Below are 26744 nucleotides of genomic sequence, written 5' to 3' on the forward strand. Positions count from 1 at the left end.
CGCGCCCACCCACGGAGCCCAGACGCCCATGCTTTACCAGCTGTATGAAACCCAACGCGCGCTGATGGCGCCGTTCTCCGAGTTCGCCAGCGCCACGGCCAAGCTCTACAACCATCCGCTGTCGCCGTTCAGCCAGATGCCGATGGCCCAGCGCGTGTCGGCCGGCTTCGACCTGGCGCACCGCCTGGCCAAGGAATACGAGAAGCCCGAGTTCGGCATCCGCACGGTGCCGGTCAATGGCGTGGAAGTGGCGGTGCAGGAGCAGGTGCCGATCACCAAGCCGTTTTGCCGGCTGCTGCGCTTCAAGCGCTTCTCCGACGACGCCGCGGTGCTGGACGTGATGAAGAACCAGCCCACGGTGCTGGTGGTGGCGCCGCTGTCGGGCCACCACAGCACCCTGCTGCGCGACACCGTGCGCACCCTGCTGCGCGACCACAAGGTGCTGATCACCGACTGGACCGACGCCCGCACCGTGCCGGTGGAAGCCGGCCCCTTCCACCTGCACGACTACATCGAATACGTGCAGGAGTTCATCCGCTTCGTCGGCCCCGAGGTGAACGTGATCTCGGTCTGCCAGCCCACGGTGCCGGTGCTGGCGGCCGTGTCGCTGCTGGCCACGCACGGCGAGTTCACGCCCCGCACGCTGACGATGATGGGCGGCCCGATCGACGCCCGCAAGTCGCCCACGGCGGTGAACAACCTGGCGATGAACAAGAGCTTCGAGTGGTTCGAGAACAACGTGATCTACCGCGTGCCGAGCAACTTCCCCGGCGCCGGCCGCCGCGTCTACCCGGGCTTCCTGCAGCACACCGGCTTCGTGGCGATGAACCCCGACCGGCACATGACCGCGCACTACGACTACTTCCTCGACCTGATCCGCGGGGATGACGACTCCACCGAGCAGCACCGCCAGTTCTATGACGAGTACAACGCGGTGCTCGACATGCCGGCCGAGTATTACCTGGAGACCATCAAGACGGTGTTCCAGGAATTCGCCCTGGTCAACGGCACCTGGAACGTCAAGGGCACGCTGGTGCGGCCGCAGGACATCACCAGCAGCGCGCTGCTGACGGTGGAGGGCGAGCTCGACGACATCTCCGGCTCGGGCCAGACCCGCGCCGCCCATGATCTGTGCACCGGCATCCCGGAGAACCGCCGCTTCCACTATGACGTGCAGGGCGCGGGCCACTACGGCATCTTCTCGGGCCGCCGCTGGCGCGACATGGCCTACCCGCAGGTGCGCGACTTCATCCGCCGCTACAACCCGGTGGCGGTGACGCCCGAGCCGGTCATCCCGGCACTGGCCAGTGCCAGCGCACTGGCGCCCCAGGCCGACACCGCCCGCACGGCGACCAAGCCGCGCCCCGCCAGGAAGACGGCGGCCCAGGCCGAACCGGCTGCTGCGCCCAAGGCGGCGCGCACCGCGCCGGCCAAGCCGGCCGCAGCGCGCAAGACCAGCCGCCGCGGCTGAGTCCGGCCCGCGACGCAGGCCGCCCTGCGCGTCAGGGCATCAGCGCGGCGGCGGCCTTGATGGCCGCGCGCACCCGGCCGTAGGTGCCGCAGCGGCACACGTTCTCGATGGCGTCGATGTCGGCGTCGGTCGGCGTGCGGGTGCGGCGCAGCAGATCCACCGCCGCCATGATCTGGCCGGGCTGGCAGAAGCCGCACTGGGCCACGTCCATGTCCAGCCACACCTTCTGCACGATGTGCAGCCCGTCCACCGCGCGGCCGGCCGCCACGGCGGTGTCGGCCAGGCCCTCGATGGTGGTGATGGACTGGCCGCGCACCGACGCGACCGGGATCGAGCAGACCGTGGCGGCCTTGCCGTTGATGTGGCAGGTGCAGGCCTTGCAGACGTTGATGCCGCAACCGTACTTGGGCCCGGTGATGCCGAGCTTGTCGCGCAGCACCCACAACGTGGCCATGTCGTCCGGCGCGTCGACGCTGACAGGCTGGCCGTTGACGGTGAAATTCTGGGCAGGCATGGGGCGTTTCCTCAGACCGGGATGGGGTTGATGACGGGGTCGGGCAGCTTGCCCGGCGGGAAGGGCGTGAAGTCCACCGGGAAGTACAGCGGGAACTTGCGCGGCTTCTGACCGGTGGCACGCGCCCAGGCATTGGCGATGGCGCCGCTGCAGGCGGCCATGCCCACCTCGCCCAGGCCGCCGATGGCGTTGCCCTGGTTGGGCGTGATGATCACGTTGACGTTCCTGGGGTAGTGCTTGTTGCGGCCATAGCGGTACTGCGAGTAGCTGCCCTCCAGCGGCAGGCCGTTGCGCACATGCAGGCCGGCCATCAGCACGATGGAGATCGACTCGGCCAGCGCGCCCTCCACCTGGGCCTCGATGCCGCTGGGGTTGATGGCCTTGCCCACGTCGATGGCGATGGTCGCGCGGGTCACCAGCGCCGGCCCGGTGCCGGCGATCTGGGCACGGCCGTCGACCTCCACGCACACGGCGATGTAGGAGCGTGTCTCCTGGTGCACCGCGATGCCCTGGCCGAAGCCCTTGGGCATCACCTTGCCCCAGCCGGCGGCCGCGGCCACCGTCTGCAGCACCGCCTTGGCACGCGCCTGGCGCAGGTTGGCCAGGCGGAAGGCCACGGCATCCTGGCCCAGCCGGGCCGCCATCTCGTCGACCAGGATCTCCTCGACCAGGCGGGTGGGCTGGATGTGCACCGACCGGTAGGAGCCGGTGTTCATCGCAATGGGCGCGGGCTGCAGCGTGCGGGTGTTGACGCCGAAGTTGTAGGGCGCCGAAACCATGGTCTTGAACAGCGCCTCTTCCACCGCCAGGTTGCCCAGGCTCTGCTGCACCGTGGCCGGCGCCGAGGCGGCCACCGCCGTCAGCGCTTCGCCGAAGCCGTGGCGGGTGTCCATGCGCGGGCTGGCGATGCGGTGCTCGAAGGCCGTCACCTGGCCCAGCAGCAGGGTGGCGCGGGCACGGTGGTACTGCTGCGGCCGGCCGCGGCCGTGGCGCATGTCGTCGGCACGGTGGTACATCAGCTTGGCCGGCCGGCCGGTGAGCTTGCTGATCTGCACCGCCTGCTGCACCGGGTCCCAGAACAGCCGGCGGCCGAAGCTGCCGCCCGACGAGATCACGTGCACCTTCACGGCGCTGAGCGGCAGGCCCAGCGTGGCGGCCATGTCCTGCTGGGTGATGATCGGGCTCTGCAGGCCGGCCCAGATCTCGCAGCCGGTGACAACGCCTGAGGCGTCGCGCCGCACATCGGCGATGGCGCAGTCGGTCTCCATCGGCGCGTGGCTGAGCGGCGCCATCTCGAACTCGCCTTCCACCGTCAGCGCGCCCAGCGGCGGCAGCGCGAACGGCAGCACCGAGGCCTTCAGCTTGCTGTGGATCGTGGCATTGCTCTCGGCGTCGATGGTGCCCTTGCCCCAGGTCACGTCCAGCGCGTTCACCGCGGTCCAGGCCTGGCCGAAGGTCTCGGCCATCACCGCCACGCCCGGCGGCGTGGGCGTGATGTTGCCGCCGGCCGGCAGGGCCACCACCGCCAGCACGCCCGGCATCGCCAGCACCGCGGCGCGGTTGTTGATCGACACCACCGTGCCCAGGATGGTGGGCGGGCGCCGCACCATGGCCGGCTTGGCGCCGGGCACGGCCAGGTCCATCGTGAACTTCTTCTGGCCGGTGACGATGGCACGTGCGTCGATGCGGCCCAGCCGCTGACCGACCACGGTGTTCTGCGACACCGGTTTGGGCAGCACGCCGCTGGGGATGGGCAGGGCCGCGGCCAGTGCCGTGAGCGAGCCGTAGGACAGCGTGCGGCCCAGGGTGTCGACCACCATGCCGCCGCGCGCCACCAGGCCGCTGGTGCTGATGCCCCAGGTCTTCGCCGCCGCGGCGATCAGCCGCAGCCGCAGCGCGGCGGCCATCACCGGCAGGGAGGCGTCGAACACCCGCACGTTGGTGGAGCCGCCGGTGAGCTGGTTGAAGACCAGCTCCGGCCGGGCGTCCGACAGGGTCACGTCGACCTGGGACAGCGCCACGCTCAGTTCCTCCGCCACCATCATGCCGGCGGCGGTGTCGAAGCCCTGGCCCGACTCCAGGCGCGGCAGTTCCAGCTTGACGCGGCCGTCGGTGCCCACCGACAGCCGCACCAGCGGCATGGTCGGCAGCGATGTCTGCAACACCGCGTCGCCGAGGTCGTAGTAGTCGACGGTGTCGGGCGGTGTCAGCGGCAGGGCCGCGGCCGTGCCGGTCAGCGCCAGGTTGGTGCCGAAGCCGGCGGCCACCGTGGCCACCGGGGCCGAGACGGCATAGGCCAACAAGCTGCGCCGGCGCAGGCCCCCGGCCGGGGTGGCGGCATCGCCGGTGTCGTCTGGGCGTGCTGTCGGATCGCTCATCCGTGTCTCCTGTGGTTGCGGACCGCGGCGATCGTGCCGACTCGCCCGGTCCGGGGTTGTCGTCGCAACGACAAGCGCGGTCGGGGTTTCCGGCTGCATCCGGTCCGCCCGGCGCTGCGTAGCGCTTCGCAGGACCAACCATGACCAAACTCGAAACCATGCTCCGCGGCAGCCTCTGGGCCGCCAGTCTCGAACCCGATGCATTCGACGTGGTGCTGCGCCATGCCTTCGAGCGCTGGGTGCCCGCCGGCGGCTATGCGGTACGCCGCGGCGAACCGGCTGACTGCTGGATCGGCGTGATCGAGGGGCTGGTCAAGATGTCGGTCTCGCAGCCCGATGGACGGGTGTCCAGCTTCACCGGCGTCACCCGTGGCGGCTGGGCCGGCGAGGGCTCGCTGCTCAAGCCCGGCGCCTGGCGCTACGACGGCGTGGCGGTGCGCGACACCCACCTGGCCTGCGTGCCGCGCCATGCCTTCGAACACCTGGTCGACACCAGCCTGGGCTTCAACCGTTTCCTGCTGTCGCACCTGAATGCCAGGCTCAGCCTGTTCGTGGGCCTGGTGGAATACGACCGGCTGCTGGGGCCCGATGCCCGGGTGGCACGCTGTCTGGCCAGCCTGTTCGACCCCGACCTGTACCCCCACGCCGGCCAGACGGTGCAGCTCAGCCAGGAAGAAATCGGCCTGCTGTCGGCCGTCTCGCGGCAGCGCACCAACCAGGCCCTGCATGCGCTGGAACGCGCCGGCCTGTTGCGGGTGGCGTTCGGCAGCGTCACCGTGCTCGACCTGCCCGGCCTGCGCTGCTACAGCGGCGAACTGGAGAGCAGCCCGCGCCGATAATCCGGCCGTGCCCCATTTGCCCACCCTGGCCGAGCGCATCGACGCCGCCCTGCCCCAGACGCAGTGCACCCGCTGCGGCTACCCCGACTGCCGCGCCTATGCCGAGGCCATCGCCGCGGGCCAGGCCGCCATCAACCGCTGCCCGCCCGGCGGTGCCGAGGGCATCGTGCGGCTGGCCGCCCTCACCGGCCTGCCGGTGCAGCCGCTGGATGCCGACTGCGGCACCGAAGCACCGCGCGGCGTGGCGTTGATCGATGAAGCCTGGTGCATCGGCTGCACCCTGTGCCTGGACGCCTGCCCGGTCGATGCCATCCTGGGCGCGCACAAGCGCATGCACACGGTCATCACCGACGCCTGCAACGGCTGTGAACTCTGCCTGCCGGCCTGCCCGGTGGACTGCATCAGCATGCAACCGGTCAGCGGCAGCGCCACCGGCTGGCAGGCCTGGAGCGCCGCACAGGCGGCCGATTCGCTGGCCCGCTACCGCTTCCACCAGCAGCGCGTGGCCCGCACCACGCGTGACCATGAGGCCCGCCAGGCCGCCAAGGCCGAGGCCAAGCTGGCCGACCTGGCCGCCCACAGCCAGCACACCGACCCCGCGGTGCTGTACCGCAAGCGCGCGGTGATCGAAGCCGCGCTGGCCCGCGCCCGCGCCCGGGCCGCGGCCGACGATTCCGGCGCATGACCCGCCTGCAAGCCAACGCCCTGCTGCTGCTGACCGCGCTGATCTGGGGCTCGGCCTTCGTGGCCCAGGTCTGGGGCATGGACAGCGTGGGGCCGCTCACCTTCACCGGCAGCCGCTTCGCGCTGGGCGCGCTGGTGGTGGCGCCGCTGGCCTGGCGGGAATGGCGCCAGCTGGCCCGCCAGGGCCGGGCGCCAGGCCGCGCCGCGCTGGGCTGGATCGGCCTGCTGGGCGCCCTGCTGTGCGCCGGCGTGGCCATGCAGCAGATCGGCCTGCAGACCACCAGCGTCACCAACGCCGGCTTCCTGACCGCGCTGTATGTGCCATTGGTGCCGCTGCTGGCCTGGGCGCTGCAGCGCCAGCGGCCGGGCTGGGCGGTGGCGCTGGCCATGCCGCTGTGCCTGGCCGGCACCGCGCTGCTGACCGGCGCCCGCTACGGGCAGGCCTTGCAGCCGGGCGACCTGTGGATGCTGGGTTGCGCAGCCGCTTGTGCCGCCCATGTGCTGCTGGTGGGCCAAGTGGCCAACCGGCTGGGTGGCGCCTACCTGCTGTCCTGCGGGCAGTTTGCGGTGTGCGCCTTGCTGAGCGGTGCGCTGGGCCTGGCCACCGAGCCGATCACCCTCGATGGCCTGGCCACCGCCGCCGGCGCCATCGCCTACACCGGCGTGCTGTCGGTGGGCATCGCCTTCACGCTGCAGGTGGTGGGCCAGCGCCATGCGCCGCCGGCCGATGCCGCCATCGTGCTGTCGGCGGAGACGGTGTTCGCCGCGCTGTTCGGCGCCTGGCTGATGGGCGACCGGCTGGGCCCGGGCGGCCTGGCCGGCTGCGCGCTGATCCTGGGCGGTATCCTGCTGGTGCAGTGCTGGCCGATGTTGGCGCAGCGCCTGCGTTCAACGCCCACGGAGCCCGCTTGAGCCCCTCTACCGCCCTGGTCCCCCGCATGAAGCCGGCCGACATCGCCAGCTTCTTCGCCACGCTGCGCGCGGCCAACCCGCAGCCGGCCAGCGAGCTGGAATACACCACGGTGTTCGAGCTGCTGGCCGCGGTGCTGCTGTCGGCCCAGGCCACCGATGTCAGCGTCAACAAGGCCACGCGGCGGCTGTTCCTGGTGGCCAACACGCCACAGCAGTTGCTCGATTTGGGCGAGGCCAAGGTGGCCGATCACATCAAGACCATCGGCCTGTACCGCAACAAGGCCAAGCACCTGCTGCAGACCTGCCGCATCCTGGTCGACCAGCATGGAGGCCAGGTGCCGCGCAGCCGCGATGCGCTGGAAGCCCTGCCCGGCGTGGGCCGCAAGACCGCCAACGTGGTGCTGAACGTGGCCTTCGGCGAGCCCACCAACGCGGTGGACACCCATGTGTTCCGCGTCAGCAACCGCACCGGCCTGGCGCCGGGCAGGACCACGCTGGCGGTGGAGCAGCAGCTGGACACCCGCGTGCCGCCGGCCTACCGGCAGGATGCCCACCACTGGCTGATCCTGCACGGCCGCTACGTGTGCACCGCCCGGTCGCCGAAATGTGGCGACTGCACCGTGCGGCTGCAGTGCAGCACCGGCCGCAAGCTGAAGCTGGATTGACCCCCGGTGTCCGGCCAGTTCAGGCCGGCACGAAGATCGCGTGCAGGCCCAGCGGCATCGGCCGGTCCAGCGTGCCCTGGGCCAGCGGACCGGCGGCCAGGTTCCTGGCGTCGAACACCGAACACAGCATCTGCTGCTTGGCCAGGTCCAGCGCCGTGCCCAACAGCCAGCCGTCGCCCTCGCGGGTGCTGCCGGGGCGCGGCACGAAGACATGCTCCTCCACCATCACGCCAGGGCCGTAGCGGTAGCTGTCGGTGCGGCCTGAATCCAGGTCCAGGCGTTGCACTGCATCCCAGCCCGGGCGGTCGCCCGGGGCCTGGCGCGCGGCCACGAACAGCTGGCGGTGCCGGCGGCCCACCACCCGCGGGTCCACCCGCGGAAACTCGGCCACCAGCGGCAGCAGGGTCTGGTGGGCGCGGCCGCTGCGGGTGTCCAGCCGCAGCAGCGTGATGGTGGCGACGTCGCGCTCCTCGTGCACGCCGCGCATCAGCAGTTTCAGGCCCTCGTTGGCATGCCAGGCACTGGGGCTGCGGATGTAGTCCAGCGTGATCACGCCGGCCGCGTCCTCCCAGGCATTGCCCAGGTGGAAGACGAAGCCGGCCGGCAGCTCGAACCACTGCGGCTTGTCCAGCTGGTCCTTCGGCAGCACCAGCACCCGCATGCCCAGCTCGGGCCGCCAGACATGGGCATCCAGGAAGCTGCTGCCGCTGCGCGCCCGCGCCAGGTCGAACACCAGCGGCGGCAGCAGGAAGACGAGGTGGCGCTCGGTGACGGCGAAGTCATGCACCATCGCGATGTCCTTGACCGGCAGCGTCACCGCCTGCGCCAGCGCGCCCTGGGCATCGATGCGGTAGACCGACAGCAGGCCGCGGAAGCTGGTGACGCCGAAGTTCCAGAGCGTGCCGTCGGGCTCGATCTTCGGATGGGCCGAGAAGGCCACGCCGGCATAGGTCGGCGACCAGGCCACCGGCCCGCGGGTGGCCAGGGTCTGCGGGTCCAACGCGTAGGCCGAGCCGCCCTCCCACAGCGCCATCACCCTGCCGCCATGCTGCACCACGCTGGTGTTGGCCACGTTCAGGTCGTCGGGGCTGGTCACCGGCTCGCTGTCGGGCGGCACGGTGCCGAAGGCCTGGCGCACCGGGCGGCCGGCGGCGCTGTCGGCTTCGAACTTGGCGGTGCGCACGAAGCGGCCCTCGTGCACGATGCCGCGCGCACCCAGGGTGTAGCGCTGCAGCATGCCGTCGCCGTCGAACCAGTGGTGGTAGCGCTGGCCGCCCAGGCTGTGGCGGGCCGGGCCGTTGCGCAGCAGGCTGCCCTGCAGCCCGGCCGGCAGGCGGCCGTGCAGGCGCAGTGGCATGGGTGCGGCATCGGCCTGCAGGCCGGCAAAGGCCAGCGTCCAGGGCGTGCTGGCGCGCTGGGCGTCGAACGCGGCCTGCACGGCATCGGGCCGGCCCTGGGCACGGGCGCCGGTGGCGGCCAGGGCGGCGGCCGACAGCGCGGCGCGGAGGACATCTCGGCGTTGCATGGCGGTGCTCACTTCAGGGTGATGCGGATGGTGGTGTCGGCCTGCAGGTCGACGGCCGCATCGGCAAAGCCGGGCGGGCCCATGCTGGCGCGGGCGTCGCGGCTGAAGCCGTAGCGCTCGATCGGCAGGCCGATCACGGTGGTGTCCATCACGCCGTTGCCGTTCTCGTCATGGAACAGCGAGATGGCATGCAGACCCGGGCGCAGGTTGCGGAACACCAGCACCGTGGTCTCGGCCACCGGCACACGCTGGGCCGCTGCCGCCTTGCTGGCCTGCAGCCAGCCGTCGTTGCCGGCATAGAGCGCGGCCAGGATGGTGCCCTGGTGCGCCTTGGGGTTGACGACCTCGACGGTGAGGTCCAGGGCCTGGGCGCTGCCGGTGGCGGCCAGGGCCAGCGCCAGGGCGGCGGCGCGCAGGGGGTGGGCTGGGAAGTGGGCCATCGGTGGCTCCGGTTGGTGGGGATGGGCCGCACTCTAGGAACGCCCTGTGCCCACCGACAGCCGGCTGCGACAACCCGCCGCCCGGCGCCGCAAAATGCCGCCGGCGCGGCGCGAGATGCGAGCGCCTACGGCCCGCTGCGCCGCAGTAGCGCGCCGTGCCGCGGCGCAGGTGGCCAGGCGCTGGCGCGCAGGCCATCGGCACTGCCCAGGCCGCTGGCCTGCATCCAGCCGGCATGGGCCACCAGCAGCAGCGGCGTGGCGCCGCCCTGCTCGGCGATGAACTGCCGGCAGCGCGCCACCAGCGCGGCCAGCGCTTCACCACCGCCCGGGGCGTGGTGGGCGAAGTCGGCTTCCCAGGCCGCCACGTCGGCGTGGGCGATGGCCGTCCAGGGCTGGCCGTCCCAGCGGCCGAAATCCAGCTCCAGCAGACGGGCATCGGTGCGGTGCTGCCAGCCCCAGCGCGCCAGCCAGCGGCCCACATCGGCGCAGCGCTGCAGCGGCGATGTCCACACCACCCGCGGCAGGCCCTGCTGGCGCGCAGTGCGGCGGATGCGGTGGGCCAGGCGCTTGGCGCGGCGGCGGTCCACCGGCAGATCCGTCCGGCCGATGCAGCGGCCGGCGGCGCCCTGGGCGCGGGGGTGGCGCCACAGCCAGAGCCCGGCCACGCCGGGCGAATCGGCACGCTGTTCAGCCATGGCCGGCGGCCAGCGCCAGGTAGACGGCCAGCTCGCACCACTGCTGGGTGGCGCCCAGGCCGTCACCGGTGAAGCCACCCAGCCGCCGGCGCAGCCAGCGGCCGCACCACAGCGCCACCGCGGCAGCGGCCAGCGCCGCCTGCACCAGGCGGGCAGGCTGCAGACCGGCCAACGCGGCGGCGGCGCCATCCAGCCACGGCGCCAGCCCGGCCAGCAGCGCCGGCACCGCCCAGGCCAGCAGCGCACACCAGGCCAGGGCCGCGGCCAGCGACGCCGGGCCGATGTGCTGGGCCAGCGGCTTGGCCTTGGCATGTTCGGCATCACCTGCATACGGCAGCCAGGCCAGCAGGGCCACCGCGCCGGTGCGGCTCCAGGCATGGGCCAGCACCAGGGCGGCGGCGGCCAGCAGCGGCTGGCGCTGGGCCAGCACCGTCAGCACCGTCGCCTTGGTGCCCAGCGTCAGCACCAGGCCCAGCGCGCCATAGCTGCCCAGGCGCGAATCCTTCATGATCACCAGCGCCCGCGCCCGGTCGACCGCGCCGCCCAGGCCATCGCAGGTGTCAGCCAGGCCGTCTTCATGGAAGCCGCCGGTCAGCCAGACGGTGGTGGCCATGGCCAGCGCCACCGCCACCACCGGCGGCCAGGCCTGCACCGCCACCAGCAGCACCACGGCGCCGAAGGCACCCACGCCCGCGCCCACCAGCGGAAAGTGCCGGGTGCAGTCCTGCAGCCACTGCGGATCGAAGCGGTTGAACCGCACCGGCACCCGGGTCAGGAACTGCAGCGCCACCGCCGCCAGGCGGACTTCATGCCCCAGCTGGCGAATCGGGTTCATGCCGGGCGGTCGCTGACGCCGGCGCTGTCGAAACTGGCCATCTGGTCCAGCAGCAGCAGGCTGGACTGCACCAGCGGCCAGGCCAGGGCCGCGCCCGAGCCTTCGCCCAGGCGCAGGCCCAGGCCCAGCAGCGGCTGCGCGCCCAGCGCCGCCAGCAGCGCGGCATGGCCGGCCTCGGCGCCGTGGTGGGCGAAGACGCAGGCATCCAACACCGCCGGCGCCAGGCGCGCGGCCAGCAGCAGGGCCGCGCCGACGATGAAGCCGTCCACCACGATCAACCGCCGCTCGGCCGCGGCCTGCAGCATGGCGCCGGCGATCATGCCGATCTCGAAGCCGCCGAACTCGGCCAGCACGGCCAGAGGCGTGCTGGCTTGCGGCGCCCGCGCCAGGCAGCGCGCCAGCACCGCCTGCTTGTGCGCCAGGCCGGCATCGTCCAGCCCGGTGCCGCGGCCGGTGGCCTGGGCCAGCGGCACGCCGGCCAGCCGGGCCAGCAGCAGGCTGGCGCTGGCGGTGTTGGCAATGCCCATCTCGCCGAACAGCACGGCGTTGCCCGGCCGCGCGGCCAGCAGGCGGGCGCCGGTGCGCAGGGCCTCGGCGGCGGTGTCAGGCGCCATCGCCGGGCCGCTGCTGGCATCCGCCGTGCCCCAGCCCAGCTTGGCCGACACCAGGCCGTCAGCGGCGCCGAAGTCATGCGCCACGCCGGCATCCACCAAGGTCAGCGCCAGGCCATGCTGGCGCGCCAGCACGTTGACGGCGGCGCCGCCGGCGCGCATGTTGGCCACCATCTGCCAGGTCACCTCCTGCGGGTAGGCCGACACCCCCTGGCGCGCCAGGCCGTGGTCGGCGGCAAACACCATCAGCTGCGGCTGCTGCAGCTGCGGGCGGTCGGTGCCCTGCAGCAGGCCGATCTGCAGCGCCAGCGCCTCCAGCCGGCCCAGCGCGCCGGTGGGCTTGGTCAGGCGGTCCAGGCGGTGCTGCAGGCGCTGGGCCAGGGCGCTGTCGGCGCGGGGTTGCACACGGGCGATGAGGGCCAGCAGGTCGTCGGGCAGGGTGTCGGTCATGGGGGATTCGAAGGTCGAAGAAGGTCCATCAGATGCCGCTCGCCCAGGTGGGCATCGACCGCATCGGCCAGGCGGTCGAACACATCGGCCAGCGCCGGCAGGTGGCGGCCGAACAGGGCCTGCACCACCGCCGGGTTCTCGAACAGGCCGTGCAGGTACAGCGCCAGCACCGGGCCGTGCTGCCAGCCCAGGCCGGGGCTGTGGGCGAAGGCCGGCAGCGGCGCCGTGCCGGGCAGCGGCGTGGTCTGGCCGAGGTGGATCTCGTAGCCCTGCACATCCAGCCCGGCCAGTGGCGCCCAGGGGCCCTGCAGAGCGCCCAGGCGGTGGGTGGCCTGGGCCAGCTGCTTGGCCGGGGCGAAGCGGGTGGTCAACGGCAGCAGGCCCAGGCCGGCGGTGCGGCCGGGCACAGCGCCTTCCAGGCCCAGCGGGTCGTCGATGGCCGCGCCCAGCCACTGCAGCGCGCCACACACCGCCAGCAGCGGCTTGCCGGCGTCGATGTGGGCGGCGATCACCGGCGCCAGGCCCTGGGCCTGCACCCAGTCGGCATCGGCGCGGCTGTGCTTGCTGCCGGGCAGCACCAGCCAGGTGGCCTGGGCCAGCTCGGCCGGGCTGCGGGCGTAATGCACCGGCACGCCGGCGCGGGCCAGGGGCTCGAACTCGTCCAGGTTGCTGGCATGCGGCGTGGCCAGCACCACCACGCCAGCACCGCCGCCGCCCTGCCCCATCGGCACGGCATCCTCTTCGGGCAGGCCGTGGCCGCGCAGCATCGGCAGCACGCCCAGCAGCGGCACGCCGGTGCGGTCCTGCAGCATCTGCGGGCCCGGCGCGAGCAGCGCCGCATCGCCGCGGAAGCGGTTCAGCACGAAGCCGCGCACCTGGGCGCGCACCCGGTCGTCCATCAGCGCATGGGTGCCGAACAGGTGGGCGAAGGCGCCGCCGCGGTCGATGTCGGCCACCAGGATCGCAGCGGCCTCAGCGTCCAGCGTGGTGAAGGTGTTCACATAGTCGTTGGCCGCCAGGTTGATCTCGGCCGGCGAGCCGGCGCCTTCGATCACCAGCACCTCGCAGTCCTGCCGCAGGCTCAGCAGCGCCTGCTGGGCCACCGGCCACAGCAGCGCGCTGCGCTCGCGCCAGGGCATGGCCGCCAGATCGCGCCGCACCTGGCCCATCAGCACCACCTGGCTGCGGGTGTCGGCCTCGGGCTTGAGCAGCACCGGGTTCATGCGCGGCTCCGGCACCGCGCCGGCGGCCAGGGCCTGGAAATACTGGGCGCTGCCGATCTCGCCCATGCGGCCGTCGGCATCGGCCACCACGCGGGCGTGGTTGCTCATGTTCTGCGCCTTGAACGGCTTGACCACCAGGCCGCGGCGGGCGTACCAGCGGCACAGCGCAGTGGCCAGCCAGCTCTTGCCGGCGCCGCTGGTGCAGCCCAGCACGGCAACCGCGCGGGCGTTGGTTGAATCCCTTGCGGTCATCGGGCGGGCTCCGGCGTGGCGGATCGGGCGTGGTCGACCACGTGCAGCAGCGCGGCCTGGGCCGGCGGTGGCAGGGCATTGAGCCGCACCCAGCCGGGCAGGCCGAACGATGCGGCATCACGCACCGCCACGCCATGCCGGCGCAGCGCCTGGGCGTCCAGCTGCAACAGGGCGCCGAAGAACGGCGTCACGCTGTCGGCCAGCACCACGCCGCGGTCGGCCAGCTGCTGGCGCAGGCTGTCGCGCCATGCGCGCAGCTGCGGGCGGCTCTGGTCCAGCCACTGCTGCACAGCGGGATGGCACCAGGCTTGCAGCAGCGCCACGCCCTGCCCGCCCAGCGGCCACGACGGCTCGGCCGCCAGCAGCGCGTGGCGCCAGGCGGCCACATCCCAGGCCACTGCATCGGCGGCCGGCAACAGCGCATAGGCTGCCCGCACGCCCAGCAGGCCCAGCGCCTTGCCGGGGCTGTGCAGGGTGATGGCGGCGGCGCGGTCGGCGTCGGTCCAACGGCCGGTGCTGTCCAGCCGCAGCGGCGCGTAGACGCAGTCCAGCACCGTGGGGCAGGCACCGGGCGCCGCAGGCGGCGCAGCATCGCGGCCCAGCGGGCTGGACGGCTCGGCCCACCAGCGCAGCGTGGGCGCCGGCCCGTCGACCGCGGTCACCACCGTGCGGCCATGCGCCCGCGCCGCCAGCGCGTAGTCGCCATAAGCGGTGGGCGGCACCTGCACGGGGCCCGGCGCCAGGCGGGCGCCGATGGCGCTGATGCGCTGGATGAACTCACTGCCGCTGGCGGCAATCAGCACCTGGTCGGGGTCGACACCGTGGAAGGCACCCAGCGCCGCCCGCAGTGCCTGGTGGCTGGGGTCGGGATAGCGGCAAGGGTCTGCTGCCTGCACCGCGGCCAGGGCATCGGGGCACGGCCCGGCCGGGTGGCCGTTGCTGGAGAAGTCCCAGCGCGCCGGCCCGTCCGGTCCGGGGCCGCCATGCAACCGCAGCGCCGTCATGGCACCCCCTGCCAGGCAGCCAGCGCCAGCAGGGCCAGGCCGGCCAGCAGCACCGCTGCCCAGGCCGCCTGCCGGCCGTGCCGCAGCGCCTGCTGCACCTGTGGCGCCTGCGGTGGCGGCGCGTCGGCATTCAGCATGTAGACACCCGGCTTGTGCAGGCGCACGCCCAGGTGCAGGGCCATCGCCGCCATCGGCCAGCCGCCGTTGGGCGACGGTGTGCGCCGGGCCTCGGCGCGCAGCCGGATCCAGGCCACGCCCGGCCGCCACAGCAGGACCGCGGTGATGCGGGCGGGCAGCCAGGCCAGCAGGTCGTCGGCCCGCGCCGCCACCTTGCCGGCCCATTCCCAGCGGCCGCGGTAGCCCCACATCGCATCCAGGGTGTTGGCGGTGCGCCAGGCCCAGGCGCCGGGCAGGCCGGCGACGACGAACCAGAACAGCGGCGCCACCAGCGAATCGTTCAGGTTCTCGGCCAGGGTCTCGATGGCAGTCTCGCGCACGGTGGCCGCATCCAGCTGCTGCACATCGCGGCTGCACAGCCAGGCCAGGCGGGCACGCCCTTCGGCCAGGCCTTGCGACAGGGCGGCATCGACCGCATGCACTTCGTCGGCCAGCATGCGCCAGGCGAAGCTGGGCTTGAGCGCCAGGGCCAGCAGCGGCACGGCCAGCCAGGCCGGCGCATCGGCCAAGGCCTGCTGCAACCACCAGGCTGCAGCCGCCGCCGCGCCAACCAGCGCACACCAGCCGAAGGCACCTGCACCCAAGGCCCATGCAGGACGCAGCGACCGGGCCCAGTGCCCCACCGGCGCGGCGGCACGGCCGAACCAGGCCACCGGATGCCAGGCCGAACGCGGCTCGCCGAAGGCCGCGTCGGCCAGCCAGGCCAGCCACAGGGCCAGCACGGCGGTCACGCGTCGCCAGGCCCCGCCGCACGGGCGGCGGGGCTGCGGTCAATGGATTGCTTCAACGCCATGGCGCGTCTCCCGCGGGCGCGTCAGGTGGGCAGATCGCCATCGGCGGCCCCATGCACCAGCGGCGGCAGCCGCACCAGCAGGCCCTGGCGCAGGCGTTGCGGGCGCTCCGCCCAGGCCAGCATGCCGTCGGTGCTGGCGGCATGCTGGCCTGCCACGTCCAGCACGGCCTGCAGGCTGTCGTCGTCCGCCGCCAGGCCGCCGAACACATAGCAGGCCTTGCCCGACGCCTGCAGCGCCACGGTGCAGCTGCGCGAACAGGCGGCCAGGCAGGCGATGCCGCGCAGGCGCGGGGCGGCTGCTGCGGCGCCATCGGCGGGTTGGTCGAACGCCAGCGCCGCCTCGATCTGGTCGAACAAGGCCTGCCCGGCAGGCGGCCCGTCGCGGGGCGCATCGGCCGGGCGGCAGGTGGTGCAAACCAACAGTTCGGTCCGGGGCGTGGTGGGGTTGGCGGTCATGGGTCTCAGTCTTCGATGCCCCGCTGCGCCGGCACGCCGGCCTGGAAGTGGTGCTTGACCAGCGCCATCTCGGTCACCGTGTCCGCCAGGGCCACCAATTCCTCGGGCGCGTTGCGGCCGGTCAGCACCACATGCACATGCGGCGGCCGTTCGCGCAGGCAGGCCAGCACCGGCGCCAGCGGCACCCAGCCGTAGCGCAGCGGGTACATCACCTCGTCCAGCACCACCAGGAAGTGCTCGCCGGCGCGGATGGTGGCCTCGGCCCGGGCCCAGCCGTCGCGGGCCAGCTGGGCGCTGTGCTCCAGGTCCTGGCTCTTCCAGCTGAAGCCGTCGCCCAGGCCCTCGATCGGCACGCCCAGCTGGGCGAAGACCCGGTGCTCGCCGAAGCGCGCGCTGGGCACCTTCATGAACTGGTAGATCTTGACCGCCTTGCCACGGCCGTGGGCACGCAATGCCAGGCCGAAGGCGGCGGTGCTCTTGCCCTTGCCGTTGCCGGTGTGCACCAGCACCAGGCCGCGGCGCTCGCCGTCGGGCCGCGGGCTGGGTGCTGTGGGTGGGGTGACGATGTCCATGGGGCGTCCTGTTCAATCAATCGAGCACCAGCTCCACCCGCGGCACGCCGCCGGTGGCCAGCAGCCGCACCGCACCACCGAACACCGCCGCCAGCGCCTGCTGCAGCGCTGGCTGGGTGGCGGGGCCGTCGGCCACCAGGGCGCCGTCGCGCAGCAGCAGCAGGCGGTCGGCATGCACGGCGATCGGCAGGTCGTGCAGCACCGTCACCACGGTGTGGCTGGACGCCAGCCGGCGGAACAGCCGGGCCAGGGCCACCTGGTGCGGCGCGTCGAGGTGGGTGGTGGGTTCGTCGAGCAGCAGCACCGGCGCGCCGGTGGCCAGGGCGCGGGCCAGCAGCACCCGCTGGCGCTCGCCGCCGCTCAGGGCCTGCAGCCGGCGATCGGCCCAGGCGCTGCATTCGGTCTGGTTCATCGCGGCATCGACCGCGGCCTGGTCGGCCGGGCCCTGCGTGCCCAGCAGGCCCAGGTGGGCGATGCGGCCCAGGGCCACGGTCTCGCGCACCGTCAGGTCGCCGCTGGTCTCGCCCTGCTGGGCCAGCCAGGCGATCTGCCGGGCCCGCAATGCCGGCGGCACCGCGGCCAGCGGCTGGTCGCCCAGCCACACCGTGCCGGCCTGCGGCGGCAGCAGGCCGGCCAGCGCCCGCAGCAGGGTGGACTTGCCGGCGCCGTTGGGTCCGACGATGGCCGTCCAGCCCGGCTGCAGGCCGACCGACACGCCACGCAGCACCGGGCGGCCGCCGAGGTCGATGCGCAGGCTGTCGGTGCGCAGGCTGGGTGCCGCCGTCATGACAAGCCCCGCCGCCGCAGCAGCACGAACAGGTAGATCCCGCCCAGCACCGCGGTGACCACGCCCACCGGCAGCTCCTGCGGGGGGATCAGCGCGCGCGAGACCACATCGGCCACGCCCAGCAGCACGGCCCCCATGGCGGCGCTGGCGCCCAGCAGCCAGGCATGGGCACCGGGCGCGTGGCGGCGCACCAGGTGCGGCGCCACCAGGCCGACAAAGGCCACCAGCCCGGCCTGCGACACCGCCAGCGCCGTGCTGGCGGCCAGCAGCAGCACCAGCAGCAAGCGGACCCGGCCCAAGTGCAGGCCCAGGCTGGCGGCGCTGTCCTCGCCCAGTGTCAGCGCGTCCAGCGCGCGGGCATGGCGCAGCGCCAGCGCCAGCAGCACCACCAGGCCGCCGGCCATCATGGCCAGCGCCGGCCAGCCCAGAAAGCTGGTGCTGCCCAGCATGAAGGCCTGCTTGCCGCGCAGCGCATCGGGCGAGACCACGGTGACCAGGTCGGACACCGCGCCCAGCAGCACCGACACCACCACGCCGGCCAGCAGCAGGCGCAGGGTCTGCACCGCGCCCTGGGCCAGCGTCAGCGTCAGCAGCACGCCGGCCAGCGCGCCGGCAAAGGCCGCCACCACCAGGCCCAGCCGCTCCAGCCAGGCGGCGGTGGCCAGGCTGATGGCCAGGCCGCCGACACTGGCGCCGGCCAGCACCAGCACCACCGCCAGGCCGGCGCCGGCCGCGCTGCCCAGCAGGTACGGGTCGGCCAGCGGATTGCGGAACAGGCCCTGGGCCAGCGCCCCGCCCAGGCCCAGCAGCGCGCCCACCAGCAGCGCGCCCAGGGTGCGCGGGGCGCGGATCTGGCCGAGGATCAGGCCGGCCTGGTCGCCCTGCAGCTCGGCCCAGGTGGCCAGCGGCGCCACGCCGTTGCTGCCGGTCACCAGGCCGGCCAGCAGCGCCAGCAGGCCGGCGGCCAGCAGCAGCCAGGCCAGGCGGCGGCGGCGTTGGTGGTCGGTGGACGCGGCAGGCATGGCGGGGCGGGCGGCTGCAGCTGCAATGCTGCCGCAGTCCCCGACGGCACTGGCGCCCTCCCCGGCCGGTGGCTGCACCGCGCTCACTTCGCGGCCCCCAGCTTCTGCAAGCAGTCGGCGATCTGGCCTGCAGCCAGGCCCAGGCGCGGGCCGGGGCGGATCATCGCCTCGTAGCTGTCGGTGTCGAAGCCGCAGCGCCGGCCGCGCTGCAATGCCGTCAGCGCCGACCAGCCCGAGCGGCCGCCCATGGCCTGCGCCTCCTTGGCGGCGCCCATCAGGATGTCGGGCTGGGCGCGCAGCACGAACTCGGGGTTCAGCTTGGGGAACGGCCCCAGGCTGGCCGGCACGATGTTGGCCATCCCCAGGCGCTGCAGCGTCTCGCCAATGAACGAGCTGATGCCGGCCGCATACGGCCCGCCGCCGATCTCGAAGTACACCCGCTGGCCGCGCAGCGCCGGCGGCACGCGCGCGGCGGCCGCCGCCAGCTCGCCCTCGATGCGGGCCCATGCACGGGCGCCCTGCGCCGGCGTGCCCAGCAAGCCGGCCAGCAACTGCAACGTGCGCTGCACGTCGGCATGGGTTTCCGAGCGCAGACGGACCACCCGCAGGCCCAGCGCATCGAGCCGGTCGAGCGCCCGCGACGACGTGGAGGCCAGCACCACATCCGGCTTGAGCTGCACGATGGCCTCGATCAGCGCATCGTCCATGCCGCCCAGGCGCGGCAGCTGGTTGACCTGGGCCGGCCAGTTGCTCCAGCGGTCCACGCCCACCAGGCGGTTGCAGGCTTCCAGCGCGCAGATGCTCTCGGTCAGCGACGGCAGCAGGCTGATGATGCGCTGCGGCGGCGCGGCGAAGCGGTGGCTGCTGCCGCGGTCGTCCTGCACCACCAGCGGCTGGGCCCACGACGGCGCGGCGGCCAGGGCCCACGCCGCCATCCACCAGACCAGAAGGCGGCGGATCATGGCTGTCCCTTCACGGTGAGCGGAATGCCGGCCACCATCAGCTGCACCCGGCCGCAATGCGCACCGATCTGCTGGTGCAGCAGGCCCAGCGCGTCGAGAAAGCGGCGCACCTCGCGGCCCAGCGGGCTGACGCCCAGGCCGATCTCGTTGGACACCCAGACCACCGGCCCCGGCGCCTGCTGCAGCGCGGCCAGCAGACGCGCCGACTCAGCGGCCAGTGCGGCATCGTCCAGGCCGTCGCCGTGCAGCGGCATCAGCCGCTGGGTGAGCCACAGTGTCAGGCAGTCGATCACCAGCATGTGGTTGGATGCACCGTGCCGCTGCAGCACGCCGGCCAGGTCGGCCGGTTCCTCCAGCGTGGCGAGGCCCGGCACGCGGGCGGCACGGTCGGCCTGGTGGCGGGCGATGCGCGCAGCCATCTCGGCATCACCGGCCTGCGCCGTGGCCACCAGGGTGGCACGGTGGCCAGGCGCGGCGGCCAGCCAGGCAGCCGCCTGTTGCTCGGCCAGGCGGGATTTGCCGCTCTTCTGGCCGCCCAGGATGAGGCCGTGCTGGGGTGGTGTCAGCATGGCACGTGCTCGGTGGGTGCCGGCAGCGCGGCGGGCGACAGCAGTGCCGCGGCCAGCGCCGGGTTCGACGGGAACCAGGCGTGGACATAGCTGGCCCGCACCGGGCCGCGCACATACAGCGCCTCGCCCAGGCCCAGCGCGCCACCGCGCACCGCCTGGGCATGGGCCCACGGCGGCAGCGGCGTCGCGCAGGTGGAATGGTGAAAGGTGTGGCCGCGCAGCGCCTGGCCACCCAGCACCAGCTGCTGCGGCCCCAGCGCGGCCAGCCGCCGGCCCTGGGTGACGGTACCGGGCAGCAGGCCCCACATCCGATGGTGCTGGCCGTCGGCATCGACCAGCACATCGAACAGCACCAGCATGCCGCCGCACTCGGCCCACAGCGGCCGGCCGGCGGCCACATGGGCCCGCAGCTGGTCGCGCAGCGGCACGCAGGCTGCCAACGTCGCGGCATGCAGCTCGGGGTAGCCACCGGGCAGCCAGACGGCGTCGCAGGTCGGCAAGGCGTCGCCAGCCAGCGGCGAGAAGAACTGCAGCTGCGCACCCAGCGCCTGCAGCGTGGCCAGGTTGGCGGGGTAGATGAACTGGAAGGCAGCATCCTGCGCCACCGCGATGCGGCGGCCGGCCAGCAGCGGCTGGATGCTGTCCGCCGGTGTGGCCGGTGGCGCCGACCAATGCGGCCAGTCGGCCAGCGCGCGCCGGCCCAGCGGCGTGGTGGCCAGCGCATCGGCAGCGGCGTCCAGCCGGGCCACGGCATCGGACAGCTCGGCCGCCTGCACCAGACCCAGGTGGCGCTCGGGCAGCGCCCAGGCGTCGCTGCGGGGCAGCGCGCCGCACCAGTCGCCCGGCGTGGCCAGGCTGTCCTGCAGCATCTGCGCATGGCGCGCGCCGGCCACCCGGTTGGCCAGCACGCCCAGCCAGGGCAGGCCCGGCCGGTAATGCTGCAGGCCGTGGGCCAATGCGCCGAAGGTGCCGGCCATGGCGCCGGCATCCACCACCGCCAGCACCGGCAGGCCGAAGCGGCGGGCCAGGTCGGCGGCGCTGGGCGTGCCGTCGAACAGGCCCATCACGCCTTCCACCACCACCAGGTCGGCCTCGGCTGCCGCGGCGGCCAGACGGGCGGCGCAGTCGGCCTCGCCATTGATCCACAGGTCCAGGCTGTGCACCGGTCCGCCGCTGGCCAGGGCCAGCCACTGCGGATCGAGGAAATCCGGCCCGCACTTGAAGGCCCGCACCCGCCGGCCCGCACGGGCATGCAGCCGCGCCAGCGCGCAGGCCACGGTGGTCTTGCCCTGGCCCGAGGCCGGCGCGGCCACCAGCACCGCGGCGGCCTGGCCCGTCGCCTGGCTCACTGCAGCGCCCAGCGCAGGCCCAGCTGCGCGGTGCGGCCGTCGGTGGCGTAGGTGCGGGCCAGCGTGTAGGCCTTGTCGGTGGCGTTGTCGATGCGGGCTTCCAGCGTCAGCCCCGGCAGCAGCGCGCGCTCCAGCCGCAGGTCGACCAGCACATAGCCGCCCAGGCGCTGGTTGTTGGCGGCATCGTCGAAGCGGCCGCCGCTGCCGCGCACCGCCACGCCCCAGCCCCAGCCGCCCCACTGCCCGTCGGCCCCCAGCGTGGCCAGCACGCGGGCGCGCCGGCGCAGCTGGCGGTCCAGGTCGAGGTTGCGCGGCTCCTGGTAGGTGGCCGACGCCTGCAGCGCCACGCCGGCCCAGCGGGTGCTGCCGGCGAAGGTGATGCCTTCGTAGCGCGCCCGGCCGACGTTGTCGTAGCAACCATCGGTGGACGCGCAGGGTCCGGGCACGTCGAAGTCGATCAGGTTGCGCACCCGGTTGCGCCAGGCGGTGGCCGACGCGGTGCTGTCGCCGGCCGACCAGCGCAGCGCCAGCTCCAGGTTGCTGCTGCGCTCGGCCTCCAGCGCCGGGTTGCCGTACTCGCTGAAGCGCTGGTAGAGCGTGGGCGCGCGGAACGCGGTGCCGGCGGAGGCCACCAGCCGCCAGGCCGGCAGCAGCTGCCAGCCCCAGGCCAGGCTGCCGGTGGGCTGGCTGCCGAACTCGCTGTCGCGGTCATGCCGAACGTTGGCCTGCAGGCCGTGGTTGCCGATGTCCATGCGCCAGCCCAGGCTGATGCCGTCCTGGTGACGCGCGCCGCGCAGCGTGGCCGCGTAGGTGGTCGCGGGGTTGCGCAGCTTGTCTTCGCGGCGCTCCAGCGCCAGGTCGAGGTGGTGCGCACCCAGCTGCAGGCCATGCTGCAGCAGGACCGTGCGCAGCGTGGTCTCGGTGCGGTAGAAGAACGGCCGGGCTTCGTAGGTGCTGGCCGACTGGCCGAGCTGCAGCCGGGTGTTGCTGCTGGCCGACCAGGCGCCCTCCCACTGCAGGTTCACCCCCCGCAGGGTGTGGTGGTTGGTGTCATCGGCCGCCGGACTGCTGTCGTACTGGGAGCGCAGGTTGGCGCCCAGCCACGACAGGTCGACCCGGTGCCCGGGCGCCAGCTGGGTGCCGATGCGGGCGGTGGCGCCGCTGCGCCGCCAGCCGTCATCGTCGGGGTTGGCGGTGGCGGTGGTGCGGGCGTTGAAACCGTCGCTGCGGCCGTGCGAGGCCGACAGCGCATAGTCCACCGGACCCGCCGTGCCGCTGGCCGAAGCCCGCGCCTGCACCGTGGCATGGCTGCCGTAGGACAGCGACGCGCCGGCCTGCAGCGGGCCGCCACCGCGGCGGGTGAACAGCTGCACCACGCCGTTGATCGCATCGGACCCGTACAGCGCCGCCGCCGGGCCGCGCAGCACCTCGATGCGGTCGACCTCCTCGATCGGCAGCATCTCCCAGGCCGCGCCGCCGGTGGATTGGGACTCGACCCGCAGGCCGTCGATGTAGACCGCCACATGGCGGCTCTCGCCGCCGCGGATGAACACGCTGGTGGTGTTGCCCGGCCCGCCGTTGCGCGACATCTCGATGCCGGGCAGCTGCACCAGCAGGTCGGCCAGGCTGGTGGCGCCGCTGCGCTCGATGGCAGTGCGGTCAACCACCGACACATCGGCCAGCACCTGAGACAACGGCTGGGCGCGGCGGGCGGCGGTCACCACCACGGGGTCGGCCATGGCCACCAGCACGGTCGCGGGCTGTGCAGCGGGTTGGGATTGGGACAACGCCGGCACGCAGGCCAGCAGAGAAAGCGAAGCGGCCACGGCAGGCGCACGCCGACGGGCGCGGAGGCCGGAAGAAGGAAACGTCATTGGAAGCAGGAACCCAGGATCGTGGCCCGCTGCTTCCCCGCAACCGGCCACCGCACGGCGCACGCCCGGGGGCGCACACCACCTCGTTGGCCGGTATCCGGGCTGGCGGAGACAACCCCTGTGGCCTTCCCGAGCGCTTGCGCGACCAGTGGCGTCAGACACAGGAGCGGTGGCCCCACCCCGAGGGGATCGGCCACGTCCGCTTACCGTTGCGGGGGCAGCGCAGGTTGGGTGATGGCCCGTGGGGCCCTCGCCTTCCTGCTTCCCGTTTAACCTGGCCGTCACGACGGGCGGCCAGAGCACCAACGACGGGCATCCTAACCCAGCACCCCTGACACCAGGCTGGCACCTGGCGGACAGCGCGGCCCCCGGTGCGCAGGATGGGCAGCCAGCCCCCGGCACCTACAATCCTCGCCTTCAACAGGAGGCGGCGCCAGCCCATGTCAAGACTCGATGACCTTGCCGAGCGGATCGAACGGCTGGTGCTGCGCCACGAGGAACTGCAGCGCACCAATGCCCTGCTGCAGACCCAGCTGGGCCTGGTGACCGGCGAGCGCGACAGCCTGCGCTCGCGCCTTGCCGCCGCCCGCGCCCGCATCGACGCCCTGCTCGACCGCCTGCCGGCCGAACCGGTGGCCGCCGCCACGCCCGCCGTGGCCCGCAAGACCGACGCCGCATGAAGCAGATCGAAGCCACCATCCTGGGCCAGAGCTACATGCTGGCCTGCCCGCCCGACGGCGAGGCCCTGCTGCGCGAGGCCGTGGCCATCGTCGACCGCGAGATGAGCGCCATCCGCGATGCCGGCAAGGTGAAGGCGCGTGAACGCATCGCCGTGCTGACCGCGCTGAACCTGGCCTACCAGCGGGCCGAGCAGGCCCAGGTCGCCGCACGAACCCCCGCCCCGGTGCCCGCGCCGGCACTGGCCGTGGCTGACGGCGAGATCGACGTCGAGCACCTGATCCGGCGCATCGATGGCGTGCTGGGCCAGGACGGCCAGCTGCTGTGAGAAATGACACGCCACCAGGGCCATCGGTCGTGCCTAGAATGGACCCGTCCGTTGCGTGCTGTGGGCTTTATATTTCCTTGATCCGATGCTCATTGAGCCAGGGCTTGGAACATCGCGAAGCTGGTGTGATCGTCTCGCGTCAGATGAACCCGAAGCCTCGCTGACCTCGCCCACCTGATCTCCCCCTTGGGATCAGGAATGCGGTCCACGGTTCTGCAACGGACACCCCCTCATGTTCTGGTTGATGAAGAGCGAGCCGGCCGAGTGCTCGATCGACGACCTCGCCGCCGCGCCCCAGGCCACCGTGCCCTGGGTGGGCGTGCGCAACTACCAGGCGCGCAATTTCATGCGTGACGCGATGCGGGTGGGCGATGGCGTGCTGTTCTACCACTCGTCCTGCGCCGAGCCTGGCGTGGCCGGCTTGGCCCGTGTGGCCAGCACCGCCTACCCCGACCCCACCCAGTTCGACCCCGCCAGCCCCTACTTCGACGCCAAGGCCACCCGCGAGACGCCGCGCTGGCTGCTGGTCGACGTGGCCCTGGTGCAGAAGACACCGCTGCTGCCGCTGCGCACCATGCGTGAACGGCCCGAACTCGCCACCATGGGCCTGCTGCAGCGCGGCAGCCGGCTGTCGATCACGCCGGTCAGCCGCCCCGAGTGGGATGCGGTGCTGCGGCTGCTGGGCGTGCCAGGCTGATGGGGCTGCTCGACACCACCCTGGTCCTGGAACTGCTGCTGCTGGGCTGCTGCACCGGCTTCCTGGCCGGGCTGCTGGGCATCGGCGGCGGCATGCTGATGGTGCCCTTCCTCACGGTGATCTTCAGCAACCGCGGCGTCGAGGCCGGCCTGGCGCTGAAGATGGCGGTGGCCACCGCGATGGCGACGATCCTGTTCACCTCCATCAGCAGCGTGCGCGCCCACCATGCCCGCGGCGCGGTGCGATGGGACCTGGTGAAGACGCTGGCGCCGGGCATCGTGCTGGGCGGTCTGCTGTCGGGCGCGGGGCTGTTCGCGCTGATCAAGGGCCACGCGCTGGGCCTGCTGTTCGCCGGCTTCGTCGGCTTCTCGGCCACCCAGATGCTGCTGGACCGCAAGCCCAAGCCAGGCCGCCAGATGCCCGGCCCGGTGGGCGCCACCGCCGCGGGCGGCCTGATCGGCCTGGTCTCGGGCCTGGTGGGCGCCGGCGGCGCCTTCATCTCGGTGCCGTTCATGGCCTGGTGCAACGTGGCCATCCACCACGCGGTGGCCACCAGCGCGGCGCTGGGCTTCCCGATCGCACTGGCCAACACCACCGGCTACGTGATTGCCGGCTGGGGCCTGCCACCGCCGCTGCCGGGCACGCTGGGCTACCTGTCGTTGCCGGCGCTGGGTGTGCTGGCGCTGGCCAGCGTGGCGATGGCGCCCCTGGGCGCGCGCACCGCCCACCGGCTGGACACCAAGCCGCTGAAGAAGGTGTTTGCGGTGCTGCTGTACGGCCTGGCCGGCTTCATGGTCTGGCGCATGCTGCGCGGCTGACCGCGCCTGCGCCAAGAACGCTCAGGCGCTTTCGAAGCGGATGCTGGCCAGGGCCACGGTGTTGCCGCCGCGGCGCTTGGCCTCGGCCAATGCGGCCGAGCAGGCGGCGATCAGCTCGTCATGCCCGTGGGCGGTGTGCGGGAAGCTGGCCACGCCCATGGCCACGGTGAAGCCGAGTTCCTCGCCGTCGAGCATCACGATCTGGGTGGCGCACTGGCGGCGCAGGCCTTCCATGCGGCTGTGGGCGGTGGCCAGGCCCACCCCCGACAGCAGCACCGCGAAGTGGCGGTCGTCCATGCGGCAGCTGGCATCCATCGCCCGGGTGTTGCCGCGCAGCAGCCGGCCCATGGCCTCGCAGATGCGCTCCTGCGCGCGGGCGCCCAAGGCGCCGGCCTTGTCGTTGAATGGGTCCAGCGCCATGTAGACCAGGGCGAACTCGCGGTGCTCGCGGGTGGACAGGTCCAGCTCGCGGCGCATCTGGTCGTCAAAATGGGCGCGGCTGTTCAGACCGCTGGCCTGGTCCCGCAGGCCTTGTTCGGACAGTTCCTGGCGCAGGGCGTCGTTGGCCTTCTGCTGCTGCTCCAGCTGGTCGAGCGCGACGCGCAGCTGCGCCTCGCGCTGGCGCTGCGGCGCCAGGTCCTGCCAGATGCAGCACAGCAGCCGCCGGTCGCCCTGGGTGGTGGCCACGCGCAGCACCTTGAACTCGCGCCGTTCGCCGCGCCAATCGAAGCGGTGCTCGCTGGCCAGCGCCGCGCCCTGGGCCAGCGCGGTGTGGTCGGCAGCGCGCAGCAAGGCGGCGGTGGCCGTGTCCAGCCAGTCGGCATCGGTGCGGCCGACCAGGCTGGCCGGGTCGGTGCCCAGCAGGCTGGTGAAGGCCGGGCTGGCCTGCAGATAACGGCCGTCGTCCACGGCCTTGACCGCGACCGCCAGCCCTTGCTGCTCCGCAAGCGCCAGCAGGGCCTGGGCGAGCAGTGCGACGGGCGGCAAGTCCGGCGGCGCAACATCGACCCGGGTCGTGGCGATGGTGCTGCGCTCGGTGGCGATGGGCATGGTCATGGAGGTTGTGGGGTCGGCCGGGCCGGGTGTCGCCATGGCTTGATTCTGGGCAGCCCCCCCTGGATCGGCAAGCTGAACCAGGGCGCACTCCCTAGATTCGATGATATC

28 protein-coding genes and 1 riboswitch are annotated in these 26744 nt (G+C 73.2%); of the genes, 9 read left to right on the forward strand and 19 right to left on the reverse strand.

Features of this window, described 5'->3' with window-relative positions; all coding sequences use genetic code 11:
• Positions 1 to 28 precede the first annotated feature (28 nt).
• Complete coding sequence (locus FFT10_RS02240; protein WP_137731132.1) at positions 29 to 1471, forward strand: polyhydroxyalkanoate depolymerase; 1443 nt, start codon at positions 29 to 31, stop codon at positions 1469 to 1471.
• A gap of 31 nt (positions 1472 to 1502) precedes the next feature.
• On the opposite strand, the gene FFT10_RS02245 is transcribed toward FFT10_RS02240, so the two are convergent.
• A complete protein-coding gene (locus FFT10_RS02245; RefSeq protein ID WP_137731133.1) occupies positions 1503 to 1985 on the reverse strand; it encodes a (2Fe-2S)-binding protein in 483 nt (160 codons plus the stop codon).
• Between the two features lie 11 nt (positions 1986 to 1996).
• Complete coding sequence (locus FFT10_RS02250) at positions 1997 to 4363, reverse strand: xanthine dehydrogenase family protein molybdopterin-binding subunit (RefSeq protein ID WP_137731134.1); 2367 nt, start codon at positions 4361 to 4363, stop codon at positions 1997 to 1999.
• 140 nt (positions 4364 to 4503) lie between these two features.
• Here FFT10_RS02250 and FFT10_RS02255 point away from each other — a divergent pair, with 140 nt between their 5' ends.
• Genes FFT10_RS02255 through nth form a run of 4 tightly spaced genes read left to right on the forward strand, consistent with a single transcriptional unit; the run spans position 4504 to position 7463 of the window.
• Complete coding sequence (locus FFT10_RS02255) at positions 4504 to 5202, forward strand: Crp/Fnr family transcriptional regulator (RefSeq protein ID WP_228026911.1); 699 nt, start codon at positions 4504 to 4506, stop codon at positions 5200 to 5202.
• Positions 5203 to 5218: 16 nt separating this feature from the next.
• The gene (gene rsxB / locus FFT10_RS02260; RefSeq protein WP_228026942.1) at positions 5219 to 5887 is read left to right on the forward strand and encodes an electron transport complex subunit RsxB; all 669 of its coding nucleotides are present in this window, start codon (positions 5219 to 5221) and stop codon (positions 5885 to 5887) included.
• On the forward strand, positions 5884 to 6798 hold the full coding sequence (locus tag FFT10_RS02265) for a DMT family transporter (protein ID WP_137731136.1): 915 nt from the start codon (positions 5884 to 5886) through the stop codon (positions 6796 to 6798). Before rsxB ends, FFT10_RS02265 begins: the two co-directional genes overlap by 4 nt.
• Positions 6799 to 6824: 26 nt before the next feature.
• Positions 6825 to 7463 (forward strand): endonuclease III, encoded by a 639-nt coding sequence (gene nth / locus FFT10_RS02270; RefSeq protein WP_137731137.1) that lies wholly within the window; start codon positions 6825 to 6827, stop codon positions 7461 to 7463.
• 19 nt (positions 7464 to 7482) lie between these two features.
• Here the strand turns inward: nth and FFT10_RS02275 are convergent, their stop codons facing one another.
• The 16 genes from FFT10_RS02275 to FFT10_RS02350 form a co-directional block, all read right to left on the reverse strand.
• Positions 7483 to 8988 carry a carotenoid oxygenase family protein gene (locus FFT10_RS02275; RefSeq protein ID WP_137731138.1) on the reverse strand — a complete coding sequence of 502 codons (1506 nt, stop codon included), beginning with the start codon at positions 8986 to 8988 and terminating at the stop codon, positions 7483 to 7485.
• 8 nt (positions 8989 to 8996) lie between these two features.
• Positions 8997 to 9428, reverse strand: a complete 432-nt coding sequence (locus FFT10_RS02280) for a DUF2141 domain-containing protein (RefSeq protein WP_137731139.1) — start codon at positions 9426 to 9428, stop codon at positions 8997 to 8999.
• A 125-nt stretch (positions 9429 to 9553) separates the two neighbouring features.
• Positions 9554 to 10123 (reverse strand): histidine phosphatase family protein, encoded by a 570-nt coding sequence (locus tag FFT10_RS02285; protein WP_137731140.1) that lies wholly within the window; start codon positions 10121 to 10123, stop codon positions 9554 to 9556.
• A complete protein-coding gene (gene cobS / locus FFT10_RS02290) occupies positions 10116 to 10958 on the reverse strand; it encodes an adenosylcobinamide-GDP ribazoletransferase (protein ID WP_162854843.1) in 843 nt (280 codons plus the stop codon). The genes FFT10_RS02285 and cobS overlap by 8 nt, the downstream gene beginning before the upstream one ends.
• Positions 10955 to 12019 carry a nicotinate-nucleotide--dimethylbenzimidazole phosphoribosyltransferase gene (cobT, locus tag FFT10_RS02295; protein ID WP_137731141.1) on the reverse strand — a complete coding sequence of 355 codons (1065 nt, stop codon included), beginning with the start codon at positions 12017 to 12019 and terminating at the stop codon, positions 10955 to 10957. Before cobT ends, cobS begins: the two co-directional genes overlap by 4 nt.
• Entirely contained in the window at positions 12016 to 13494 is a 1479-nt protein-coding gene (locus tag FFT10_RS02300; RefSeq protein WP_137731142.1) for a cobyric acid synthase, read from the reverse strand. The genes cobT and FFT10_RS02300 overlap by 4 nt, the downstream gene beginning before the upstream one ends.
• Positions 13491 to 14498 (reverse strand): aminotransferase class I/II-fold pyridoxal phosphate-dependent enzyme, encoded by a 1008-nt coding sequence (locus FFT10_RS02305; RefSeq protein WP_137731143.1) that lies wholly within the window; start codon positions 14496 to 14498, stop codon positions 13491 to 13493. The genes FFT10_RS02300 and FFT10_RS02305 overlap by 4 nt, the downstream gene beginning before the upstream one ends.
• The gene (gene cbiB / locus FFT10_RS02310) at positions 14495 to 15406 is read right to left on the reverse strand and encodes an adenosylcobinamide-phosphate synthase CbiB (protein WP_137731144.1); all 912 of its coding nucleotides are present in this window, start codon (positions 15404 to 15406) and stop codon (positions 14495 to 14497) included. Before cbiB ends, FFT10_RS02305 begins: the two co-directional genes overlap by 4 nt.
• Positions 15407 to 15489: 83 nt before the next feature.
• The gene (locus tag FFT10_RS02315; RefSeq protein WP_137731145.1) at positions 15490 to 15924 is read right to left on the reverse strand and encodes a DUF1636 family protein; all 435 of its coding nucleotides are present in this window, start codon (positions 15922 to 15924) and stop codon (positions 15490 to 15492) included.
• Positions 15925 to 15929: 5 nt separating this feature from the next.
• The gene (cobO, locus tag FFT10_RS02320) at positions 15930 to 16496 is read right to left on the reverse strand and encodes a cob(I)yrinic acid a,c-diamide adenosyltransferase (protein ID WP_137731146.1); all 567 of its coding nucleotides are present in this window, start codon (positions 16494 to 16496) and stop codon (positions 15930 to 15932) included.
• Between the two features lie 16 nt (positions 16497 to 16512).
• Entirely contained in the window at positions 16513 to 17283 is a 771-nt protein-coding gene (locus FFT10_RS02325) for an ABC transporter ATP-binding protein (protein WP_137731147.1), read from the reverse strand.
• Positions 17280 to 18305, reverse strand: coding sequence for a FecCD family ABC transporter permease (locus tag FFT10_RS02330; RefSeq protein WP_137731148.1), 1026 nt, complete (start codon positions 18303 to 18305; stop codon positions 17280 to 17282). Before FFT10_RS02330 ends, FFT10_RS02325 begins: the two co-directional genes overlap by 4 nt.
• Before the next feature lie 83 nt (positions 18306 to 18388).
• Entirely contained in the window at positions 18389 to 19267 is an 879-nt protein-coding gene (locus tag FFT10_RS02335; RefSeq protein ID WP_137731149.1) for an ABC transporter substrate-binding protein, read from the reverse strand.
• Complete coding sequence (locus FFT10_RS02340) at positions 19264 to 19836, reverse strand: bifunctional adenosylcobinamide kinase/adenosylcobinamide-phosphate guanylyltransferase (protein ID WP_137731150.1); 573 nt, start codon at positions 19834 to 19836, stop codon at positions 19264 to 19266. The genes FFT10_RS02335 and FFT10_RS02340 overlap by 4 nt, the downstream gene beginning before the upstream one ends.
• Positions 19830 to 21197 carry a cobyrinic acid a,c-diamide synthase CobB gene (locus tag FFT10_RS02345; RefSeq protein ID WP_373282456.1) on the reverse strand — a complete coding sequence of 456 codons (1368 nt, stop codon included), beginning with the start codon at positions 21195 to 21197 and terminating at the stop codon, positions 19830 to 19832. Before FFT10_RS02345 ends, FFT10_RS02340 begins: the two co-directional genes overlap by 7 nt.
• A complete protein-coding gene (locus tag FFT10_RS02350; RefSeq protein ID WP_228026913.1) occupies positions 21182 to 22924 on the reverse strand; it encodes a TonB-dependent receptor domain-containing protein in 1743 nt (580 codons plus the stop codon). Before FFT10_RS02350 ends, FFT10_RS02345 begins: the two co-directional genes overlap by 16 nt.
• A gap of 206 nt (positions 22925 to 23130) precedes the next feature.
• Positions 23131 to 23381, reverse strand: a riboswitch (cobalamin riboswitch).
• 118 nt (positions 23382 to 23499) lie between these two features.
• Here FFT10_RS02350 and FFT10_RS02355 point away from each other — a divergent pair.
• The 4 genes from FFT10_RS02355 (at position 23500) to FFT10_RS02370 (ending at position 25580) form a co-directional block, all read left to right on the forward strand.
• Positions 23500 to 23739, forward strand: coding sequence for a DUF904 domain-containing protein (locus FFT10_RS02355; protein WP_137731152.1), 240 nt, complete (start codon positions 23500 to 23502; stop codon positions 23737 to 23739).
• Complete coding sequence (locus FFT10_RS02360) at positions 23736 to 24065, forward strand: cell division protein ZapA (RefSeq protein ID WP_137731153.1); 330 nt, start codon at positions 23736 to 23738, stop codon at positions 24063 to 24065. The genes FFT10_RS02355 and FFT10_RS02360 overlap by 4 nt, the downstream gene beginning before the upstream one ends.
• A 232-nt stretch (positions 24066 to 24297) precedes the next feature.
• A complete protein-coding gene (locus FFT10_RS02365) occupies positions 24298 to 24762 on the forward strand; it encodes an EVE domain-containing protein (RefSeq protein WP_137731154.1) in 465 nt (154 codons plus the stop codon).
• On the forward strand, positions 24762 to 25580 hold the full coding sequence (locus tag FFT10_RS02370; RefSeq protein WP_174246067.1) for a sulfite exporter TauE/SafE family protein: 819 nt from the start codon (positions 24762 to 24764) through the stop codon (positions 25578 to 25580). Before FFT10_RS02365 ends, FFT10_RS02370 begins: the two co-directional genes overlap by 1 nt.
• Before the next feature lie 21 nt (positions 25581 to 25601).
• Here the strand turns inward: FFT10_RS02370 and FFT10_RS02375 are convergent, their stop codons facing one another.
• Positions 25602 to 26630, reverse strand: a complete 1029-nt coding sequence (locus tag FFT10_RS02375) for a GGDEF domain-containing protein (protein WP_137731155.1) — start codon at positions 26628 to 26630, stop codon at positions 25602 to 25604.
• Positions 26631 to 26744 lie beyond the last annotated feature (114 nt).

Source organism: Pseudaquabacterium pictum (genome assembly GCF_005403045.1).
GTDB classification, from domain to species: Bacteria; Pseudomonadota; Gammaproteobacteria; order Burkholderiales; family Burkholderiaceae_C; genus Pseudaquabacterium; species Pseudaquabacterium pictum.